General features: G+C 74.3%; 22 protein-coding genes, 2 tRNA genes and 1 pseudogene. 16 read left to right on the top strand and 9 right to left on the bottom strand.

The annotated features are described in order from the left end of the window. Positions 1-75: 75 nt before the first annotated feature. The 3 genes from NT8_RS07425 to NT8_RS07415 all read right to left on the bottom strand — a co-directional run bounded on the left by NT8_RS07425 (position 76) and on the right by NT8_RS07415 (position 1,302). Positions 76-399, bottom strand: coding sequence for an MGMT family protein (locus tag NT8_RS07425; RefSeq protein WP_067965648.1), 324 nt, complete (start codon positions 397-399; stop codon positions 76-78). A gap of 74 nt (positions 400-473) precedes the next feature. After that, positions 474-911: an ANTAR domain-containing protein gene (locus NT8_RS07420; protein WP_067965680.1), complete on the bottom strand. Its 438-nt coding sequence runs from the start codon at positions 909-911 to the stop codon at positions 474-476. 130 nt (positions 912-1,041) lie between these two features. Continuing rightward, entirely contained in the window at positions 1,042-1,302 is a 261-nt protein-coding gene (locus NT8_RS07415; RefSeq protein WP_067965646.1) for a mycoredoxin, read from the bottom strand. Positions 1,303-1,580: 278 nt separating this feature from the next. On the opposite strand from NT8_RS07415, the gene NT8_RS07410 reads away from it, so the two are divergent. From NT8_RS07410 to NT8_RS07390, 6 genes are all read left to right on the top strand, one after another. Next, entirely contained in the window at positions 1,581-3,689 is a 2,109-nt protein-coding gene (locus tag NT8_RS07410; protein ID WP_067965644.1) for an ATP-dependent DNA helicase UvrD2, read from the top strand. Further along, positions 3,679-4,608: an acyl-CoA thioesterase II gene (gene tesB / locus NT8_RS07405; protein ID WP_067965642.1), complete on the top strand. Its 930-nt coding sequence runs from the start codon at positions 3,679-3,681 to the stop codon at positions 4,606-4,608. Before NT8_RS07410 ends, tesB begins: the two co-directional genes overlap by 11 nt. A gap of 174 nt (positions 4,609-4,782) precedes the next feature. After that, complete coding sequence (locus tag NT8_RS29215) at positions 4,783-5,106, top strand: hypothetical protein (protein ID WP_067965640.1); 324 nt, start codon at positions 4,783-4,785, stop codon at positions 5,104-5,106. A 221-nt stretch (positions 5,107-5,327) separates the two neighbouring features. After that, on the top strand, positions 5,328-5,606 hold the full coding sequence (locus tag NT8_RS07395; RefSeq protein ID WP_067965638.1) for a WhiB family transcriptional regulator: 279 nt from the start codon (positions 5,328-5,330) through the stop codon (positions 5,604-5,606). Between the two features lie 53 nt (positions 5,607-5,659). Continuing rightward, positions 5,660-5,818 (top strand): hypothetical protein, encoded by a 159-nt coding sequence (locus NT8_RS29795; protein WP_169805195.1) that lies wholly within the window; start codon positions 5,660-5,662, stop codon positions 5,816-5,818. Between the two features lie 325 nt (positions 5,819-6,143). Next, positions 6,144-6,647, top strand: a complete 504-nt coding sequence (locus tag NT8_RS07390) for a M48 metallopeptidase family protein (protein WP_084468720.1) — start codon at positions 6,144-6,146, stop codon at positions 6,645-6,647. A 43-nt stretch (positions 6,648-6,690) separates the two neighbouring features. On the opposite strand, the gene NT8_RS07385 is transcribed toward NT8_RS07390, so the two are convergent. Continuing rightward, complete coding sequence (locus NT8_RS07385) at positions 6,691-7,110, bottom strand: VOC family protein (RefSeq protein WP_067965634.1); 420 nt, start codon at positions 7,108-7,110, stop codon at positions 6,691-6,693. 109 nt (positions 7,111-7,219) lie between these two features. Between NT8_RS07385 and NT8_RS07380 the strand changes: the two genes are divergently transcribed. Further along, positions 7,220-7,810 carry a TetR/AcrR family transcriptional regulator gene (locus NT8_RS07380; protein WP_067965632.1) on the top strand — a complete coding sequence of 197 codons (591 nt, stop codon included), beginning with the start codon at positions 7,220-7,222 and terminating at the stop codon, positions 7,808-7,810. Between the two features lie 36 nt (positions 7,811-7,846). Here NT8_RS07380 and NT8_RS07375 read toward each other — a convergent pair whose 3' ends face one another. Beyond that, positions 7,847-8,407: an NUDIX hydrolase gene (locus NT8_RS07375; RefSeq protein WP_067965629.1), complete on the bottom strand. Its 561-nt coding sequence runs from the start codon at positions 8,405-8,407 to the stop codon at positions 7,847-7,849. Continuing rightward, complete coding sequence (locus NT8_RS07370; RefSeq protein ID WP_067965627.1) at positions 8,404-9,885, bottom strand: zinc-dependent metalloprotease; 1,482 nt, start codon at positions 9,883-9,885, stop codon at positions 8,404-8,406. Before NT8_RS07370 ends, NT8_RS07375 begins: the two co-directional genes overlap by 4 nt. A 122-nt stretch (positions 9,886-10,007) precedes the next feature. On the opposite strand from NT8_RS07370, the gene NT8_RS07365 reads away from it, so the two are divergent. From NT8_RS07365 to NT8_RS07355, 3 genes are all read left to right on the top strand, one after another. After that, positions 10,008-11,072: an NAD-dependent epimerase/dehydratase family protein gene (locus NT8_RS07365; protein WP_067965624.1), complete on the top strand. Its 1,065-nt coding sequence runs from the start codon at positions 10,008-10,010 to the stop codon at positions 11,070-11,072. Between the two features lie 89 nt (positions 11,073-11,161). Beyond that, positions 11,162-11,599 (top strand): molybdenum cofactor biosynthesis protein MoaE, encoded by a 438-nt coding sequence (locus NT8_RS07360; protein WP_067965622.1) that lies wholly within the window; start codon positions 11,162-11,164, stop codon positions 11,597-11,599. A gap of 92 nt (positions 11,600-11,691) precedes the next feature. Continuing rightward, positions 11,692-12,747 (top strand): YlbL family protein, encoded by a 1,056-nt coding sequence (locus NT8_RS07355; protein WP_067965679.1) that lies wholly within the window; start codon positions 11,692-11,694, stop codon positions 12,745-12,747. Positions 12,748-12,796: 49 nt separating this feature from the next. Here NT8_RS07355 and NT8_RS07350 read toward each other — a convergent pair whose 3' ends face one another. Next, entirely contained in the window at positions 12,797-13,291 is a 495-nt protein-coding gene (locus tag NT8_RS07350) for a PPA1309 family protein (RefSeq protein WP_067965620.1), read from the bottom strand. A 359-nt stretch (positions 13,292-13,650) separates the two neighbouring features. On the opposite strand from NT8_RS07350, the gene NT8_RS07345 reads away from it, so the two are divergent. The 3 genes from NT8_RS07345 to NT8_RS07335 all read left to right on the top strand — a co-directional run bounded on the left by NT8_RS07345 (position 13,651) and on the right by NT8_RS07335 (position 17,052). Beyond that, positions 13,651-16,569 (top strand): UPF0182 family membrane protein, encoded by a 2,919-nt coding sequence (locus NT8_RS07345; protein WP_067965678.1) that lies wholly within the window; start codon positions 13,651-13,653, stop codon positions 16,567-16,569. 124 nt (positions 16,570-16,693) lie between these two features. After that, positions 16,694-16,770: transfer RNA gene (locus NT8_RS07340), tRNA-Met, on the top strand. 205 nt (positions 16,771-16,975) lie between these two features. Next, positions 16,976-17,052: transfer RNA gene (locus tag NT8_RS07335), tRNA-Met, on the top strand. A gap of 165 nt (positions 17,053-17,217) precedes the next feature. Here the strand turns inward: NT8_RS07335 and NT8_RS31215 are convergent. Beyond that, complete coding sequence (locus NT8_RS31215) at positions 17,218-17,742, bottom strand: hypothetical protein (RefSeq protein WP_281203395.1); 525 nt, start codon at positions 17,740-17,742, stop codon at positions 17,218-17,220. Between the two features lie 57 nt (positions 17,743-17,799). Further along, positions 17,800-18,606 (bottom strand): histidinol-phosphatase, encoded by an 807-nt coding sequence (gene hisN, locus NT8_RS07325; RefSeq protein WP_067965618.1) that lies wholly within the window; start codon positions 18,604-18,606, stop codon positions 17,800-17,802. A gap of 93 nt (positions 18,607-18,699) precedes the next feature. Here hisN and NT8_RS07320 point away from each other — a divergent pair, with 93 nt between their 5' ends. The 3 genes and pseudogenes from NT8_RS07320 to NT8_RS07310 all read left to right on the top strand — a co-directional run. Next, a complete protein-coding gene (locus NT8_RS07320; protein ID WP_067965616.1) occupies positions 18,700-19,305 on the top strand; it encodes a TetR family transcriptional regulator in 606 nt (201 codons plus the stop codon). Positions 19,306-19,375: 70 nt separating this feature from the next. After that, a complete protein-coding gene (locus NT8_RS07315) occupies positions 19,376-20,095 on the top strand; it encodes an HAD family hydrolase (RefSeq protein WP_067965614.1) in 720 nt (239 codons plus the stop codon). After that, positions 20,092-20,426: pseudogene (locus NT8_RS07310) on the top strand (hypothetical protein); the annotation flags it as partial. The gene NT8_RS07315 and the pseudogene NT8_RS07310, both read left to right, overlap by 4 nt.

Genomic DNA, 20,426 nt, shown 5'->3' with positions numbered 1-20,426 from the left:
AGTTCACCAGATGATCAGGACACTCCAGGACCCCACCCGGCCCGCCCCGCACAGCACCCCCGGCGCGGGCGGGCGTCAGTCGGAGTCCGGGCCCGCCCAGCGGGCACGGCGCATGTCGACGCGGCCGGTGGCGGCGCGCATCGGGGTGGCCTCGGCCGCGTAGTGGCGCCGGGCGCGGACCTCGTGGCCCGACGGGGGCGTGCCGTCGGAGCGCAGCACCCGCCACCACGGGACGCCGTCGCCCCACGCGGACATGACGGCGCCGACCTGGCGGGGGCCGCCCTCGCCCAGGTACTCGGCGATGTCGCCGTAGGACATCACCCGGCCGGGCGGGATGCGTTCGACGAGGTCGAGCACCCGTTCGGCGTATTCACCGGGGTGGGCGTCGGGTCGGGGCATGCGGCGACCCTACCGGGGCCGGCGGCCGGTCCGCAGCGGGTCGGCGCACCCCTCGGGGCGCGGGCCGGCGCCCCTCAACGCGGGGCGCGGCGGGGCTCGGCCTCGGCGGCGGCGCCCTCGCCCGCCAGTTCCACCGGCAGCGGGGTGAGCGGGTTGGTGCTGCTGGTCACGACGTCGCGGGCCATGTCGGCGACCCGGCGCCCGCGCGAGCGCGCGGCCGAGCGCAGCCGCTCGAACGCCTTGCGCGGGGTCAGCCGGTGCCGCTCGGCGAGCACCCCGATGGCCTGCTCGACCACCACCCGCGTGTGCAGGGCGTGTTCGAGCTGGGCGACGGTGACGCGCAGGCGCTCGACCTCGGAGGCGTCGGCGTCCGCGCGCGGGGGCGCCGCGGGCGGCGCGCCCGGCGCGCCCTCCTCGGCGGCGATGAGGTCGGCGAGGACCATCGCGTTGAGCAGGTCGGGGAGCTCCTCGCCGTCGTTCACGCGCCACCCCGCCGACGTCCGCTGGACCATGCCGTAGGCGTCCGGTCCCGCGTCGCGCCCGTCGCGCACCGTTCTGTGAGATGTCACGTCTTCCCCCATTCGTTGCCCCGTGCCCGGGGTGCCGGCCGCCGCCCCGGGAGCGGGACGGCGGCCGCGCGGGTCACGCCTGCCCCGCGAGCTTCTCCTTGACCTGTGACAAGGACGGGTTGGTCAGGGCGGTGCCGTCGGCGAAGACCACCGTGGGAACGGTCTGGTTGCCGCCGTTGACCCGCATCACGTACTCGGCCGCCTCGGGGTTCTGCTCGATGTCGACCTCGTCGATCGCGATCCCCTCGCGCCCGAGCTGGCTCTTCAGCCGCTTGCAGAAGCCGCACCAGGGGGTGGAGTACATCGTGATCCGGCCGGCGGTCGGGGTGGTCATTGCGCCGTCTCCTTCGTCCGTATTGCGTGTTGACACCGCCTACTACCAACGCCGGGAGGCGCGCGGAGCTTCCCCGGAACGTCCGTGCCAGCTGGTGGGACGCCGCCCGTGCGGCTTCGGTTCCCCCCTTTCGCGCCGTCCACAGGTGGACGGATGGGGTGGAGGCGCGCGCACACCTCCACTGATACTTGAGAGACTGGTCGGGGGGAACGGAACGGTCGTGGCCACACGCGCGCCCTTCCTCCCCAGCGACCCCTGCCGAAACGGAGCGGATGCGGATGGATCCCGACCGGGTACTCGACGGACTCGACCCCGAGCAGACGGCGGCGGCCCGCGCGGTGCGCGGTCCGGTGTGCATCCTGGCCGGAGCCGGCACCGGCAAGACCCGGGCCATCACCCACCGGATCGCCTACGCCGTCGCCAGCGGGGTGGTCGCCGAGCAGCAGGTGCTCGCGGTCACGTTCACCGTGCGCGCCGCGGGCGAGATGCGCGGCCGGCTGCGCGCCCTGGGCGCCCCGCGCGTGCAGGCCCGCACCTTCCACGCCGCGGCGCTGCGCCAGCTCTCGTTCTTCTGGCCGCAGGTGGTCGGCGGCCCGCTGCCCACCCTCATCGACAGCAAGATCCCGGTGGTGGCGCGCGCGGCGCACTCCTGCGGTGTGCAGGCCGACCGCACCGCGCTGCGCGACCTCGCCAGTGAGATCGAGTGGGCCAAGGTCACCCAGGTCCGCCCGTCCGACTACGAGGCCGCCATCGGCAAGGCCGGGCGCACCGCCCCCATGGCCGCCCACGACGTCGCCCGCGTCTTCGAGGCCTACGAGGACGCCCGGCGCGAACGCAACCTGCTCGACTTCGAGTCCATGCTCGAACTCACCGCCGCCATGCTGGCCGACCGCCCCGACATCGCCGACCGCGTGCGCGACCAGTACCGCTACTTCGTGGTCGACGAGTACCAGGACGTCAACCCGCTGCAGAAACTGCTGCTCGACGCCTGGCTGGGCGACCGCGACGACCTCTGCGTCGTGGGCGACCCCAGCCAGACCATCTACTCCTTCTCCGGGGCCACGCCCTCCTACCTCACCCGGTTCTCCGCCGCCTACCCGCACGCCACGGTGGTGCGGCTGGTGCGCGACTACCGCTCCACCCCGCAGGTGGTGCGGGTCGCCAACCTCGCCCTCAAGTCCGCCGCTGCGCCGTCGGGCGTGCAGGCCGCCGACCACCGGCTCGAACTCGTCGCGCAGCGCCCCGACGGCCCCGACCCCACCTACACCGAGTACGACGACGAACCCGCCGAGGCCACCGGTGTGGCCCGGCGCATCGCCGCCCTGGTCGACGCCGGCACCCCCGCGCGCGAGATCGCGGTGCTGTTCCGCGCCAACTCCCAGTCCGCCGCCTACGAGCAGGCGCTCGCCGACGCCGGGGTGGCGTACACCGTCCGCGGCGCCACCCGGTTCTTCGAACGCCCCGAGATCAAGCAGGCCGTGCACACCCTGCGCGGCGCCCGGCAGGGGGCCGACGACGCGCCGCTGGCCGCCACCGTGCACCACATCCTCGCGCCGCTGGGCCTCACCCCGGCCGCCCCCGAGGGCCGTCAGGCCCGCGAGAAGTGGGAGTCCCTGGCCGCCCTCGCCCAGCTCGCCGAGGACGTCGCCGCCGAACGCCCCGGCGCCACCATGGACGACTTCGTGGCCGAACTCGACGCCCGGGTGGCCACCGAGCACGCCCCCGGCCTCGAAGGCGTCACCCTGGCGTCCCTGCACTCCGCCAAGGGCCTGGAGTGGGACGCCGTGTTCCTCGTGGGGCTCACCGAGGGCATGCTGCCGATCATCCACGCCGACACCCCCGAGCAGGTCGAGGAGGAGCGCCGGCTGTTCTACGTCGGTGTCACCCGCGCCCGCGAGTACCTCGCCATGTCGTGGGCGCTGGCGCGCTCGCCCGGCGGGCGCAAGGGGCGCCGCCCCACGCGCTTCCTCGACGGCCTGCGCCCGGCGTCGCCGTCGCTGGCCGCCGGGCGGCGCGAGCGCCGGTCGGCGCGGGCCGCGCAGTGCCGCATCTGCGGCGCCACGCTCACCGAGGCCGCGGCCCGCAAGCTCGGCCGCTGCCTGGACTGCCCGGCCGACTACGACGAGGCGCTGCTGGAGCGGCTCAAGGCGTGGCGGCGCGCCACCGCCGAGGAGCAGAAGGTCCCGGCCTACGTCGTGTTCACCGACGCCACCCTGCAGGCGGTCGCCGAGCACGTGCCCGGCGACATCGCACAGCTGTCCCGCATCTCCGGTGTCGGGGCGGTGAAGCTCGAACGCTACGGTGAGGCCGTCCTCGCCCTGTGCGCGGGCCGCGATCCCGAGGCCCCGGCGGCGGACGGCGACGAAGGGGGCCCCGATGCCGGATGACCGCGCCGGCGGCACGCCCGCCGCACCCGGGGCGGACGCGCCCGAACCCGGCCAGACCCTCACCGGTCTGCTGGGCATCCTCGACCTGGAGCGGATCGAGGACAACATCTTCCGCGGCAGCAGCCCCGACGGCGGTCCGCAGCGCGTCTTCGGCGGCCAGGTGGCGGGCCAGGCGCTGGTGGCGGCGGGGCGCACCGCCCCCGCCGACCGCCACGTGCACTCGCTGCACGCCTACTTCATCCGGCCGGGCGACCCCTCGGTGCCGATCGTGTACAACGTCGACCGGGTGCGCGACGGCCGGTCGTTCACCACCCGCCGGGTCACCGCGGTGCAGCACGGCAAGGCGATCTTCACCCTGTCGGCGTCCTTCCACAAGGTCGAACCCGGGCTGGAGCACCAGGTGTCCATGCCCGAGGTCCCCGGCCCCGAGGACCTGCCCACCATGCGCGAGCGGCTGCTCGCCGCGTTCGGCCGGGTGCCGCGCTTCGCCACCTGGCACCCCATCGAGATGCGCCCGGTGGGCCCGCTGTCGTTCGAGGTCGAGCGCGACCCCGCGCTGAGCACCACCCGCAACCTCGTGTGGCTGCGGGTCGGCGGCGACCTGCCCGACGACCCCCTGCTGCACGTGTGCCTGATGACCTACGCGTCCGACATGACCCTGCTCGACACCGTGCTGCTCCGGCACGGCCGGTCGTTCGCCGGCATCTCCATGGCCAGCCTCGACCACGCCATGTGGTTCCACCGCCCGTTCCGCGCCGACGAGTGGCTGCTGTACGCGCAGGAGACCCCCACCGCCACCGGGGCCCGCGGGCTGGCCCGGGGCCTGGTGTACACCCGCGGCGGCGAACTCGTCTGCTCGGTGGTCCAGGAGGGGCTGATCCGGGTCCTCGACGGCCCCGCCGGACCGCCCCCGCCCTGACCGTCCCCGACGCCGCGCCGGCCCCGCAGGTTCCGGCCGGATTCGGCCGAAGACGCAGGTCAAAAATGGGTTGCCGGTGATGATCGGCGCCCTCTAGGGTGAACCCGTAAGCATCCGCGCCCGGCCCGGGACTCCCATCCCGCTGGCCCGACCGTGAAGGAGGTGTCCCGTCAGATGATCGACAACAGCGCAATGTTCGCCGGCTTCCAGCCCGAGCGCTTCGACGCGTTCTCCGCCATCTCGCGTGGCACCGTGCGCGGCACCGCCGCGTCCTTCGGTTCCGGTCGCGTCGGCGGCGCCGCGTCGGCGGCCCGACTGCGGGCCGGTGCCGAATCCGCGGTGGCCTATGTCCACGGCGGGGGCAACCCCGGCGGCTGGGCGGCCGGCGACCACGGCGGGCGCCCGGCGGAAGCCGAATTCATGGATGTGCAGCTCGCAGCAGGATCCCCGCGCCCCAAGGGCGTCGTGGGGGAGTGTCCACGGAGCGCACCGGCCTAGCTCGACGGCCGGGTGTCTCTCCCGTGGCCGCGGACCCCACACAGGGGCCGCGGCCGTTTTGATCTCCACCGAACCCCGACCGCTCCGGCGGTCGGCCTCGGCTGGACGCGTCGCAGGTCTTGGCCCCACCACCGGATGACCGGTGGCGGCAGATTTCCGGATCGCCGCCCCCGACCACCGGCCGCAGCCAACCGTAGGACGAATGATCAGGGAGGACACCGATGCTCGCGTCGGTCCTGGAGACTCCGTGGCTGGGGGACGCCGAGGTCCCGTGCCGTCGGGAACCGGAGCTCTTCTTCGCCGAGGCCCCGGCGGACGTCGAGGCCGCGAAGGCCGTCTGCCGCGCCTGCCCCGTCCGGGAGCAGTGCCTGGCCGACGCCCTGGAGCGGCGCGAGCCGTGGGGCGTCTGGGGCGGCGAACTGCTCGTCGCCGGCCAGGTCGTGGCGCGCAAGCGCCCGCGCGGCCGCCCGAGGAAGAACCCCGAGCCCGTCGCCGCCTGACCCCCCGCCCGCTTCCGCTTCCGCACGTCACCCCGCACCGAAGGAACAACGCCATGCTGCTGCACGAACTCGTCCGCCTCCAGGAGACCGTCGAGCGCAAGCGCGACCGCCAGCGCCTCCGCATGTCCGCCCGCCGCCTGCGGGCCGAGCTGCGCGAGCGCAACCGCGCCGAACACGCCCTCATGGAAATGCGGTGGGCCCGCCTATGTTGACCCGCCGCACCGGCTGAGAATGGGGTCGGCGTCCTCCGGGACGCCGGCCCCGGCGCGTTCGGCGGCCCCGGTCGCCCCCGACCCCGGGGCCCGCGCGGCCGTGACCGGAACCGGCCAGCCAGGGTTGACCGGGCGGCGGGCGCGTCGGTGCCGATCACGGCGGGCGGGTGTTCCCCGAGGTCGCGGCCGGGGGAGCGAATGCCACGATCACGGGTCAAAAAGGAGCAACACGACCCTGTGACGTTCGTCAAGCGTCGGCTAACGTGATTTCGTGCCTCCGAACTCGAACGTCGAGGTACGCCGCAGTCCCCGCCGCCGGCGGACCGTGTCCGCCTACCGCGACGGTGACAAGACGGTCGTCCTCGTGCCCGCCACCTTCTCCCGTGCCGAGGAGAAGCGCTGGGTGGGCCGCATGCTGGAGCGGCTCGACGCCCGCGACGAGCGCCGCCGCCCCGGCGACGACGCGCTGCGGGCGCGGGCGCTCGACCTCGCCGCCCGCTATCTCGACCGCAGGGCGCGCCCCGCGTCCGTCCGCTGGGTCGACAACCAGCAGGCCCGCTGGGGTTCGTGCACCCCCGAGGACCGCTCCATCCGCATCTCCCGGCGCCTGGCCGGCATGCCGTCGTGGGTGGTCGACTACGTGCTGGTCCACGAGCTGGTGCATCTCGTGATCCCGCACCACGGGCCGGAGTTCTGGGAGCTGGTGCGCCGCTACCCCAAGGCCGAGCGCGCCCGGGGCTATCTCGAAGGGGTCAGCGCCGCCCCTCGGCTCGACGCCGGGGGCAGCGGCGAGGTCGAGGAGGACGACGACGACGTCGTCGGCGAGTGACCCCCGCCGCTGCTACACCGTCCCGCCGCCACCCCGCCCGCCGCTACTCCGCGGCCGCGTAGGCGGCGGCGTACTCCGCCGTCGGCTCGGTGGGCGTGATCACGTCGATCAGCACCCCGTTGGGGTCGGCCACGATGAAGTGCCGCTGCCCGAAGTCCTCGGTGCGCAGCGGCAGCACCTCGGGCAGCCCGGCCGCGCGGACCAGCCGGTCGTGCTCGGCGTCCACGTCGGCCACCTCGAAGTTGAGCAGGAGGCCGCGCACCGGCGCCCGGTACGCGGCGGGCACGGTCGGGTGGCCGGCGTCGACCACCGCCAGCTCCTGGTGCGGCGGGTCGGCGCGCTTCAGGCTCACGTACCAGTCGGCGGCGAAGGCGGTCGTGAAGCCGAAGTGGGTGCGGTAGAACTCCGCGGTGGCGGCGACGCGGGGCGTGCAGATGACGGGATAGAAGCCGGTGAGGTGCATGGCGGACTCCACTCTGGAGGGACCCGAAGAGATGCGTACTCTCGGTATGTCGCGCTAACCTAGACGCGTACTCCGGGTATGTCAAAGCACCGGATCGGGGAGGACCACCATGGCCGCCGCACCGCGCACCAAGGCGCAGCAGCGCGAGGAGACCTCGCGCGCCCTCGTCGCGGCCGCCCGCCGGCTCTTCGCCCGGCACGGCTACGCCGCCGTAGCGCTGGAGGAGATCACCGCCGCCGCCGGGGTCACCAAGGGCGCCCTCTACCACCACTTCGGCAGCAAGGCCGGGATCTTCCGCGCCGTCGTCGCGGAGGTGCAGCACGAGGTCGGCGAGCGGGTGGCCGCGGCCGCCGACGCCGAACCCGACCCCTGGGACCGGCTCGTGACCGGCTGCCGGGAGTTCCTCGCCGCCGGGGCCGACCCGGAGGCGCACCGCATCATGTTCGTCGACGGCCCGGCCGTCCTCGGCTGGGACGCGTGGCGCCGGATCGACGAGGCGTCGTCGGAGCGCCACCTCGCCGAGCAGCTGGCCGCGCTGGCCGAGGCCGGGATCGTGCGGGGGCCGGTCGCCCCGCTGGTGCACCTGCTGTCGGGCGCCATGAACGAGGCCGCCCTGTGGCTGGCCCAGTCGCCCGAGGGCGACCCGGACGAGACCGCCGACGCGCTGGTGCGCATGCTGGAGGCGCTGCGGGCCCGGTGAGGGGCAAGGGTGCGGCGGGCGGCCGGGGGCGGCCCGTCAGCCCGCCCGGCGGACCGCAGCCGCGGCCGCGCGCACCAGGGCCCGGCAGGCCTCGTCGGTGGGGTCGGGGACCGCGTCGACCGGCCACCACGCGAGGTCGGCGGACTCGTCCTCGGCCCGCACCAGCACGGCGTCCTCGGGCGCCACCGCCGCGTACTCCACGTCCAGGTGCCAGGACCCGGACCCGCCGCCGCACGGCACCGCGTGCCGGTCGAGCCGGACCGGGTCGGGCAGCAGCCGGAGCCCGACGATGCCGGACTCCTCGGTGGCCTCGCGCAGCGCGGCCCCCGCCAGCGAGACGTCACCGGACTCGCAGTGCCCCCCGGTCTGCAGCCACATGCCCATCATGCGGTGCAGGACGAGCGCGGTCCGGGTGCCCGAGGCGTCGACGATGGCGGCGCTCGCGGTGATGTGGCCGGGCGCGCAGGTGCGCCACATGGCGTCGGGGTGGGCGTCGAGATGGTCCAGGTAGGAGCGGCGCAGGGCGTCCTGGCCGGGGTCGGGCGCCACCCACCCGGACAGGACCGCGCGGGCGTCGCCGTGCAGGGTCGGGGTCACCCGCGGTCCCCGGGGCCGCCGGTGCCCTCGGGGCCGTCGCTCCCGTCGCCAGTGCCGTCGCCAGTGCCGCCGTCGGTGTCCCCGGCGGCGCTTCCGTCCGCGTCCCCGTCCTCCGCGCCGTCACCGTCGGTGAACCGGGAGATGTCGAGGTCGTCGGCCGGGGAGCCGCCGCGGACGAACGCGGCGGGGTCGTCGAGGTCGTCGCTCGACGGCATGAGGTCGGGGTGCTCCCACAGGGCGTCGCGCCCGTCGACCCCGCGCGCCTCGCGCAGCGCCTCCCACAGCGCGGCGGCCTCGCGCAGCCGGCGCGGCCGCAGCTCCAGCCCGACCAGCGTGGCGAACGTGTGCTCGGCGGGCCCGCCGGTGGCGCGGCGCCGCCGGGTGGCCTCGGCCAGGGCCGATGCCTGGGGCAGGCGCTCGGACACCGCGGCGCCCACGACCTCCGACACCCACCCCTCGATCAGCGCGAGCGTGGTCTCCAGGCGGGCCAGCGAGGCCTTCTGCCGGGGGGTGTCCTCGGGCTGGAACAGCCCTTCGCCGCCCTGGCCGGACAGCACCTCCTGGAGCGCCGCGGGGTCGGCCATGTCGATGCCGCCCAGCTTCTCCTCGAGCCCGCTCATGTCGAAGGACATGCCGCGCGCGTACTCCTCGACCAGGCCGAACAGGTGCGAGCGCAACCACGGCACGTGGCCGAACAGCCGGTGCAGCGCGACCTCGCGCGCGGCCAGGTACAGCCGCACCTCGTCCTTGGGGATCTGCAGGCCCTCGCCGAACAGCTCGACGCCCGACGGCAGCAGGGCCGCACGGCCCTCGCCGGCCAGCGGCAGCCCGACGTCGGTGGAGCCGACGACCTCGCGGGCGAGCTCGCCGATGGCCTGCCCCGCCTGCTGGCCGACCAGCATCCCGCCCATCTGCTGCACCATGCCGAGCAGCGGGCCCGCCATGGACTGCATGTCGCCCGGCAGGTTCTGCCCCATGGACTCCACGACCTTGGCGGTCAGCGGGTCGCACAGCTGCGCCCAGGTGGGCATGGTGCGCTCGACCCACTCCGAGCGGCTCCACGCCTCGATGACGTGCACGCCCGAGGGCAGGGTGGTGGCCTCGTTCAGCCAGAGGTCGGCCAGCCGCAGCGCCTCCTGCACTTTGGCGTAGTCGAGCGGGCCGACGCTGGGGTCGCCGTGCTGGGAGACGGTGTGCCGGGCGATGTTCTTGGCCATGTCCCAGTTGACCGGCCCGGAGGTCCCGCCGCCCTGGCCGGGGGCCGGGGACTGCGCCGCCATCATGTCGGCGAACTGGCGGAGCATCTGCGCCATCTGCTGGGGGTCGCCGAACGGGAAACCACCCGGCATCCCCGGCATACCGGGGTCGCCACCGCCCGGGCCGCCGCGCCCGGCGCCCGAACCGGAACCCCCCGAGGGGCGCCCGGACTCGTCGTCGGGGTCGTTCGGCATGCTGAAACCAAAAGGCAGGTCGCTCACGATTAGACCTCAGGCAGGATTAGGTTTGTCTCCACTGTCACGTTAGCTGGGAGCCGCCCGGAGTGAATACCGAAACCGACCAGGTTCGCCCACAGCACAGCCCCTCCGGCGGAGCAGGGCCGGTGGTCGCCGTCACCGGAGCAGCGTCCGGCGTCGGCCGCCTGCTGGTGGAACGCCTGCGGGCGGCCGCTGGTTCCGCCGGGGCCGACCGGACCGTCGCCATCGACCGCGAACGCGGCGACACCGAAGGTGTGGCCTGGCGCCTCGCCGACGTCCGCGACCCCCGGCTCGCCGGGTGCCTGCCGGGCGTCGACGTCCTCGTGCACACCGACGTCGACCGGTCGCTGGAGACCCCGGCCAAGGACCGGCGGGCGGCCAACATCCGGGCGGCGCAGACCGTGCTCACGGCGGCCGCAGCCGAACGCGTCCCCCGGGTCGTGCTGGTCACCAGCACCATGGTCTACGGCGCCGACCCGGCCAACCCGGTGCCGCTCCCCGAGGACGCGGCGCTCACCCCCGAGGCCGGGCAGGGCCTGCTGGGCGACTTCGTCGAGATCGAGGACCTCGCCTGCCGGGCCCGCCGCGCCCACCCCGGGCTGTCGGTCACCGTGGTGCGGCCCGCCCCGCTGGTCGGCCCCGGAATCGACTCCGCGCTGAGCCGCCACTTCGCCGCGCCCCGGCTGCTGACGGTCAAGGGGGTCGCCCAGCGGTGGCAGTTCTGCCACGTCGACGACCTCGCCGGCGCCCTGGAGCACGTCGTCCGCACCGGGCTCGACGGCAAGGACGGCGCGCTGGCGGTGGGCTGCGACGGCTCCCTCGACCAGGCCGGCGCCGAGCGCGTCTCGGGGCTGCGCCCCTTCGAACTGCCGGCCAACGTCGCGTTCGGCGCCACCCATCGGCTGCACCGGGCCGGGCTGACCCCCGCCTCCGCCGGGGAGCTGAAGTACCTGGTCTACCCGTGCGTGGTCGACTGCGCGGCGCTGCGCGCGTCCGGCTGGGAGCCCGCCTACGACAACGAGGCCGCGCTGCGCGCCCTGCTCGACGCCCGCGCCGGGCACGCCCTGGTGGGCCGCCCCCTGGGCCGCAAGGAGGCCACCATCACCGCCGCGAGCGCGGCGGGCGCCGCCGTGGCCGCCATCGGCACCGCGGCCGCCGTCCGCCACCTCCGCAAGCGCCGCAAGGGCTGACGTCCCGCGGGCGCGGGCGGCCGGCACCGCGCCCGCGGCGGGGTGGGCGGTGGGCACCGCCGTCCCACCGCGTTGGTACGGTCGATCGTGTGGAACCCATCACCCTGGTAGGACTGCGCGATACCCCGATCTCCGTCGACGAGGTCCTCTCCGCCGTCGGCGACCCCCGGGCGGGCGGCACCGCCTTCTTCGCCGGAACCGTGCGCGACCACGACGGCGGGCGCGGCGTGACCGGTCTGGCGTACTCGGCCCACCCGAGCGCCGAGGCCGAGATGCGCCGCGTCATGGAGAAGGTCGTGGCCGACACCTCCCGCGACGGCCGCCCCGTGTGGCGCGTCGCCGCGCTGCACCGGGTCGGCGACCTCGCCATCGGCGACACCGCCGTGGTGGTCGCCGCCGCGGCCGCCCACCGCGAGGAGGCGTTCGAGGCCTGCCGCCGCCTCATCGACGACCTCAAGGCCGAGGTCCCCATCTGGAAGCACCAGACCTTCACCGGCGGCGACACCGAATGGGTGGGCAGCGCCTGACCGCGGCCGCCCCGGGACCGCCGCGACCGCGGCCCGCGCCGTCCCGCCGAGGCGCGGGTGACCCGCCCCCGGCGCCGCCGTAGGCTGTGCGCATGTTCCGTCGCGCCATCACCCTGCTCGTCGCGGCCGTCCTGCTGGTCGGCTTCGCGGTCGGGGGGCTGTACCTGCCCGTGCCCTACCTCGTCGCCTCGCCCGGCCTCGCGCTGAACACGCTCGGCGAGGTCGACGGCGAGCAGGTCATCCAGGTCGAGGGCGCCGAGACCCACACCCACGACGGCGGGCTGTCCATGGTCACCGTGCAGTACACCGGCGGGCCGGGCGTGCGCATGGACCTCTTCACCGTGCTCAGCGCGTGGCTGTCGCCCAGCCAGGCCGTGCTGCCGCAGGAGGCGCTGTTCCCGCCCGACCGCAGCGTCGAGGAGATCAGCGAGTCCCAGACCCTGGAGATGGACGACTCCCAGACCAACGCCACCGCGGCCGCGCTCACCGAACTGGGGATCGACTTCTCGACCGAGCCCTACGTCGCCGACGTCGCCGACGGCATGCCCGCCGAGGGCCGCCTGGAGTCCGGCGACGTCATCACCGCGGTCGACGGCGAACCCGTCGAGCGGGCCGGCGAGGCCGTCGACATCGTCTCCGAGCGCGACCCCGGCGACACCGTCGAGATCAGCGTCGAGCGCGACGGCGAGCCCGTGGACACCGAGATCGCCACCACCGAGGGCGACGACGGCACCCCCCTCGTCGGCATCATGATCGCCGAGGACATGGAGTTCCCCGTCGACGTCGAGATCAGCGTGGGCGACGTCGGCGGCCCCAGCGCCGGGCTGATGTTCGCCCTGGGCATCATGGACCGGCTCAGCGAGGAGGGCATCACCGGCGGCCACCACATCGCCGGCACCGGCACCATCACCGCCGACGGCACGGTCGGCGGGGTCAGCGGTATCGCGCAGAAGATGGTCAGCGCCGACCGGCTGGGCGCCGAGTACTTCTTCGTGGCCGGCGAGAGCTGCGCGCAGACCTTCGAGTCCGCGGCGGCCGGCGACATCGAGGTGGTGCGGGTCGACGACCTCGGCGACGCCGTCGCGGCCCTGGAGAACATCCGCGAAGGCGGCGACCCCGCCGACCTGCCCCGCTGCGAACCCGGGTGACCGCCGCCGCGCCCGCGCCGCCCCGGCGGGCGGCGGGGCGCGGCGGCGGCTACTCCTCCTCGAAGGTGAGCGCCAGCGCCGAGGTGAGGGCGGGCACCAGGTCGGCCCCGTTGAGCACCTCGTCGGCGCTGTCGTGGCTGCGCATCCGCAGCGCGGAGTGGCGGGCGCCGTCGCGCAGCACCCCGGCGACCATCCGGATCTCCTCCGCGCCGTCCTGGCCGCGCGCCCACGCGCCCGCGTCGGCGCCCTGCGGCGGCTCCAGGGTGGCGTCGGAGCCCTTGAGCACCAGCCGCTCCATGACCATGGCGCAGCCCGCCACCGCGTCGGGCCAGGCCATGCGGCCCAGCGCCTCCTCGATGGGCATGCCGTCGGGGAGCGGCTCCTGCTCCACCGGGGTCAGTTCGTCGGGGCCGACCTCCCCGGTCACCCCGAGCATCTCGGCGAGCGCGGGCTCACGCGCCACCAGGTCGGCGGTCGGGACCAGCGCGTAGACGCGGATGGGCTGGTCCCAGCCCTGGTCCGACGCGTGGCGTTCGATATCCATCACGACTTCGCGAATGTTGAAAGACACCCCTCCATGGTGGCGCAGCGGACGGGGTGGCCGGGCGGGCCGCGACGAGTAGGGTCGGAGCACCGCGCTGCGCCGATGCGTGACCGAGTCCCGGTCGATGTGATGTTGTCATCGGTTCGGCGCGGGGGATCGGGAACCTCCGGTCCAGCCAATAAGTTGCCGATACGTAGCCATACGTGGGAGACCTGAATCTCCGCACGACCACCCACCACAACCGAGAGCGAGGGGGAGGCGTGAGCTTCCGATCGCCCGGCCCGAACCCGCGTGTGCCCCGCCGATCCCGGCTGCTCGCACCCGTCGCGGCCGCCGTCGTCGTCATCGTCGCGGGGCTGATGCTCGCCGCGAACTTCTGGACCGACTACAAGTGGTTCGACTCCGTCGGCTACACGTCGGTCTTCCTGACCGAGCTGCGCACGCGCGCGATGCTGTTCGCCATCGGCGGCCTCATCATGGCGCTCGTCGTCGGGGCGAGCATGTACGTCGCCTACCGCACGCGGCCCCTCGCCCGGCCCATGAACCTGGAGCAGCAGGGGCTCGACCGGTACCGGATGTCGATCGACCCGCACCGCCGGCTGTTCTTCTGGATGATCGTCGGCGGCCTGGGCCTGCTCACCGGCGCCTCCGCCAGCGGCGACTGGGGCGTCTACCTGCAGTTCGCCAACTCCACCGAGTTCGGCGTGAACGACCCCCAGTTCGGCACGGACGTGTCGTTCTACACCTTCGTCTACCCGTTCCTGCGGGTCACGCTCGGCTACCTGTTCGCGGCCGTGGTGCTCGCGTTCATCGCCGCCGTGGTCGTGCACTACCTGTACGGCGGGGTCCGGCTGCAGAGCCAGGGGCAGCGCGCCACCCCGGCCGCGCGCGTCCACCTGTCGGTGCTGCTGGGCGTGTTCGTGCTGCTCAAGGCCGCCGCCTACTGGCTCGACCAGTACGGGCTGGTGTTCTCCAACCGCGGCTACACCTTCGGCGCGTCCTACACCGACGTCAACGCCGTGCTCTACGCGAAGATCATCCTGGCCATCATCTCGGTGGTGTGCGCGGTGCTGTTCTTCGCCAACATCTACTTCAAGAACGCCATGGTGCCGATCGCCAGCCTCGGCCTGCTGGTGCTGTCGTCGGTCCTCATCGGCGGCGTCTACCCGATGATCGTCCAGCAGTTCCAGGTGAGCCCGAACGAGCAGCGGGTCGAGCGGCCGTTCATCCAGCGCAACATCGAGGCCACCCGCGACGCGTACGACATCGCCGACACCGAGGTCGTCGACTACGACGCGCAGACCCAGCTCACCCCTGAGCAGCTCGCCGAAGAGGCCGCGACCATCCCCAGCGTCCGGCTGCTCGACCCCTCGGTGGTCTCGCAGACCTTCCAGCAGATGCAGCAGGTCCGCGGCTTCTACCAGTTCCCCGACGTGCTGGACGTCGACCGCTACCAGGACGCCGAGGGCAACAGCGTCGACACGATCATCGCCGCCCGGGAGCTCAGCGGCCCGCCGGAGGACCAGGACAACTGGCTCACCCGGCACACCGTCTACACCCACGGGTTCGGCATCGTGGCCGCCGCCGGCAACCAGGTCGACACCGAGGGCCGCCCGGTCTTCACCGAGTACAACATCCCGCCCACGGGCGAGCTGTCCGAGGTCACCGGCGAGTACGAGCCGCGCATCTACTTCGGCCGCGAGGGCGCCGAGTACGTCATCGTCAACGCCGAGCCCGAGTACGACTACCCGCTGGGCGGCACCACCGAGGACGTGCCCACCACCGAGGACGCGGCAACGCCCACGGCCTCCCCGTCGCCCGACGAGGCCAACGCGCCCGCCGACGGCGAGCAGGCGCAGGACGACCCCAGCGCCGAGCCGAGCGCCGAGCCCAGCGCGGGCGCCGGCGAGGGCGAGGAGAACAACACCGGGCAGCAGACCAACCACTACGACGGCGACGGCGGGGTGCTGCTCAGCAACTTCTTCGACCGCGTCCTGTACGCGCTGAAGTACCGCGAACCCGACATCCTGCTGAACAACGCCATCACCTCCGAGTCGCAGATCATCTACGAGCGCGACCCGGCCGAGCGCGTCGAGAAGGTCGCGCCGTTCCTCACCGTCGACGGCAAGCCCTACCCGGCGATCGTCGACGGCCGGGTGCAGTGGATCATCGACGCCTACACGACCTCCAACGGCTACCCCTACGCCAACCGGATCGACCTGGCCGACGCCACCGAGGACACGTTCACCTCGGGCACCACCACGGTCGACTCGCTGCCGGGCAACCAGGTCAACTACATCCGCAACTCGGTGAAGGCCACCGTCGACGCCTACGACGGCACGGTCACCCTCTACGGCTGGGACGAGGAGGACCCGGTCCTGCGGACCTGGTCCAAGGCGTTCCCCGGCATCGTCACCGAGCGCGGCGAGATCGACGACGAGCTGCTGTCGCACCTGCGCTACCCGGACGACCTGGTGAAGGTGCAGCGCGAGATCCTGCGCCGCTACCACGTCACCGACGCCGACGCCTTCTACGGCGGCCAGGACTTCTGGAACGTCCCGGCCGACCCGACCAAGGAGGGCGACAGCCCCGAGCCGCCGTACCGGCAGACCATCCGGTTCCCCGGCGACGACGCGGCGTCGTTCTCGGTCACCTCGACCTTCGTGCCGCGCGGCCGCGAGAACCTGGCCGCGTTCATGGCGGTCGACAGCGACCCCAACTCCGAGAACTACGGGCGGTTGCGCATCCTCAACCTGCCCCAGGACGCGGTGGTGCTGGGCCCGGGCCAGGTGCAGGCGCAGTTCCAGGCCGACAGCGGTATCCGCGACGTGCTGCTGCCCTTGCAGCAGAACGACCAGTCGCGGATCATCAACGGCAATCTGCTGACGCTGCCGTTCGCCGACGGCCTGCTCTACGTCGAACCGCTCTACGTCCAGGCCGAGGGGAGCGAGAGCGCGTACCCGCTGCTCCAGCAGGTCATGGTCGGGTTCGGTGAGGAGGTCGCCATCGGCAGCAACCTCCAGGAGGCGCTGAACAACCTCTTCGAGGGCGGCGAGGGCCCGCTGGACGAGAGCGACCCCGCGCCCGAGGAGGGCGGGGGTGAGGGCGAGGACGGCGGCGGCGCGCCCAGCGGCGACCTCGCCGACGCGCTCGCCGACGCCGCCGACGCCTACCAGGAGGGCCAGGACGCCCTCCAGGACGGCGACTTCACCGCCTACGACGAGGCCAACGACCGGCTCGCCGAGGCGCTGGAGCGCGCCGAGCAGGCCGCGGAGTAGCCGCGCCGACCGCGCCGGCCGGGGGAGGGGCGTCCGCCCCGCCCCCGGCCGGACCCCCGGCCGGACCCGCCGGGAAACCGATTTGGCGTTATGGGCGAACCGCGCTAACCTGAAGACACAACGACGCGGGGTGGAGCAGTTCGGTAGCTCGCTGGGCTCATAACCCAGAGGTCGCAGGTTCAAATCCTGTCCCCGCTACCAATTGCGGGAACCGCGCCTTCCGATAACGGGGGGCGCGGTTTCTCGCTTTTCCCCGAGGGCCCCCCGGCGCCCCCGGGGAGGCCCGGGGCGGCGCGCGTCCCCCCAGGTCGGTCCGGCCCGAACGCGCCCGCGAGGGCGCGCGGAGGCCCGCCGGGAAACCGATTTGGTGTTGCGGGGGAATCGCGCTAACCTGAAGACACAACGACGCGGGGTGGAGCAGTTCGGTAGCTCGCTGGGCTCATAACCCAGAGGTCGCAGGTTCAAATCCTGTCCCCGCTACCACGACGAAATGCCCGGTGCGAACGCACCGGGCATTTCGGTTTTCCGCCGTATCCGCGCCTCTCCGCGCCCCGCACACCGCGTCCTTCATGCCGCGCCGCATCCCGCACACCGCGTCCGCCGCGGCGCCGGTGCGCGGCCCCGCGGGGCCGCGCACCGGCACGGGACCTAGCCCACGCGGAACCCGTCGCAGGAGACGAACGCGCCCGAGGCGTCGGGGGTCGTCCACACCACGGTGTAGGTGCCCTTGGCCGGCTTCTCCGGGGCGCCCTCGAAGTCGGCGGGGTAGTCCAGGCGGGCCCAGTCGCCGCCGGAGGCGGTGGCCTGGGCGGTGAACCGCTCCTCGTCGGGGGTGAGCACCTCGGCGGTCAGCGGGACCTCGCCGGAGCCCTCGGTGTCGCGCAGCCCGACTTCGGCGGGCGCGTCGGACACCTTGGAGCGGGGGGCGGAGGTCTCCCAGGCGCCCGGCTCGTCGCTGTAGAGCAGCGGGGCGCAGGCGACCGTCTCGGGGTCGAAGCGGAGTTCGGCGGGCTCGGGCTCGGCCGAGGACCCGGCGGAGGCGTCGGGGGCGATCATCGCCTCGAGTTCGCTCTGCGAGGGGCCGGAGGGGCCCCCGCAGGCGGTCAGCAGCAGCGTTCCGGCCAGGGCCGCGGGCGGCAGGGCACGGCGGAGGAGGGAAGGGAGAGGGGACACGAGCGGCACCCTACTACGGGCTCCGCGCCCATCGGACGGCCCGCGGGCCGCCGCGGCTCAGGTGAGCCGCAGCGGCGTGGGACCCCCGTTGAGCCAGGTGAGGACCTGGCTGTGCAGCGCCCCGTTGGTGCAGACCAGGGCCCCGCCGTCGGTGAAGTCCTGGCCGCGCAGGTCGGTGGCGCGGCCGCCGGCCTCCTCCAGGATGATGGGCAGCGGCGCGGCGTCCCACAGCGACAGCTCGGGTTCGGCGGAGATGTCCACCGCGCCCTCCGCGACCATCACGTGCGACCAGAAGTCGCCGTAGGCGCGGGTGCGCCACACCGACCGGGTGAGGCCGAGGAAGGAGTCGAGGCGCTGCTGCTGCTCCCACTCCGACAGCTCGGAGAACGACAGGGACGCGTCGCTCAGTTCGGACACCTTCGACACCGAGCAGCGGGTCGCCTTGGTGAGGCTGCGCCCCGTCCAGGTGCCGCCGCCCTGGGACGCCCACCAGCGGCGCATCAGCGCCGGCGCGGACACCACCCCCATGACGGGGCGGTCGTGCTCCAGGAGCGCGATGAGGGTTGCCCACACGGGCACCCCGCGCACGTAGTTCTTGGTCCCGTCGATGGGGTCGAGCACCCACACGCGGTGGCTGTTGCCGGTGCGGCCGTACTCCTCGCCGACGACGGCGTCGCGCGGCCGGGCGCGCGAGAGCACCCCCCGCAGCGTCTCCTCGACGGAGCGGTCGGCCTCGGTGACGGGGGTCAGGTCGGGTTTGGTGTCGACCTTGAGGTCGAGCGCGCGGAACCGCTTGAGGGAGATGTCGTCGGCCGCGTCGGCGAGGACATGGGCGAGACGCAGATCATCGTCAAAGGACGCCATGGCGCGTAACGCTACCTTCCCGGGCCCCGGCGGCGCCGTAGGGCACCCCCGCGTGATCAGAGTGTTAGCGGGTCCGCGTGGCAGTATGAGCCCATGAGTCCCGGGAGTGCGCACACCACGCGCGAGCGGACCGCCGGGGGCGGGGTGCGCGACCGCCTGCTCGACGCGGCCTACGCCGAGGTCGTCGCCGGCCGCTGGCCGCGCATGCGCATGGCCGACATCGCCGCGGCGGCCGGGGTCTCCCGGCAGACCCTGTACAACGAGTTCGGCAGCAAGGAGGGCCTGCTCCAGGCGGTGGTGGTGCGCGAGGCCGGCGGGTTCCTCGACGGCGTCATGCACATCCTCACCGGCCACGAGGGCGGCGTGGCGCACGCGGTCAGCGCCTCCACGCGGTGGGCGCTGCGGGCGACCGCCGACGACCCGCTGCTGCGGGCGCTCGTCGCGGGCGACGACGGCCTGCTGCCGGTGCTGACCACCCGCGCCGAGCCGCTGCACATCGAACTCGGCCGACGCATGACCGACTACCTGCGGCGGCGCCGGCCCGACCTCGGCGACCGGGCCGAGGCCATCGCGGAGGTCGCCATCCGGCTCACCCTGTCCTACGTGGTGCTGCCCACCGACCCCGACCTGGCGGCCGAACGCGTCGAGGCGGCCGTGCACGGCATGTTCGTCGCCGCGCGCGAGCGCGCCCGCTCCTGAGCCGGGTCGGCCGCCGCGCCACGCCGCGCGGGTCGTTCCCTTTCCGGCGGGGTCCGGCGAGACTGCTCGGGTGAGCGCGCCAACGGAGGCCCCGTATCCGCCGCCCGCGCCGCCGGCGTTCCTGTTCGACCTCGACGGCACCCTGGTCGACAGCGTGTACCAGCACGTCATCGCCTGGCGGACGGCGCTGGCCGGGCTGGGCGTCGACCTGTCGGTGTGGCGCATCCACCGCCGCATCGGGATGAGCGGCGGCCTGTTCGTGTCGGCGCTGATGCGCGAGACCGGGCGGGAGCTGACCGCCGGCCAGATCGCCGACCTGCAGCGGGCGCACGCCGAGGAGTACCTGCGCCGGCACGCGTCGGTGGCGCCGCTGCCCGGCGCCGCCGCGCTGCTGCGCACCCTCACCGAGCGGGGCGTGCGGTGGGCCATCGCCACCAGCGGGCGCCGCGAGACCGCGCACCACGCGCTCGGCCTGCTCGGGCTGCCCGAGGACACCCCGATGGTCACCCGCGACCTGGTGCGGTACGCCAAACCCGACCCCGACCTGTTCCTCGCCGCGGCGGCCCGACTGGGGGTGGACCCGCGGCACGCCATGGTGGTCGGCGACAGCGTGTGGGACCTGCTCGCCGCCCGCCGCGCGGGCGCCCTGGGCGTGGGGGTGCTGTCCGGCGGCTACGGCCGCGACGAGCTGGAGCGCACCGGCGCCTACCGGGTCTACGCCGACACCGCCGACATGCTCGCCCGGCTCGACGAACTGGGCGTCCGCGGGGCCGCCGGCGCGGACCGGTGAGCGGCGGTCCGCCGGAGCCCGCGCCCGCGCCGCCGGGCGCGGACCCCGACGCGGGGAGCCCTCCGGCGCTGTGCCTGCACGTCCACCTGCCCGACGGCGAGCCCCGCCGGCTGCTCGGCCTGCTCGGGGCGCCCGCGCGGCTGCGCGTGTTCGCCGCCCTGGTGCTGGGCGCGGAGACCTCCGACGAGGTCGCCGAACGGGCCGCCCTGCCGGTGCGCGAGGCGCTGCGGGAACTGCGCGAGCTGGCCGACGGCGGGCTGGCCGAGCGCGCGGGCGGCGGGTGGGCGGCCCGCCCCGACGCGCTGCGCAACGCCGCGGCGGCCGGGGCCGC

The organism is Nocardiopsis trehalosi NBRC 14201 (genome assembly GCF_001552555.1).
GTDB lineage: Bacteria > Actinomycetota > Actinomycetes > Streptosporangiales > Streptosporangiaceae > Nocardiopsis_B > Nocardiopsis_B trehalosi.
Note: the sequence above shows the minus strand (reverse complement) of the source record. Positions and strands in the feature narration are given on the sequence as shown.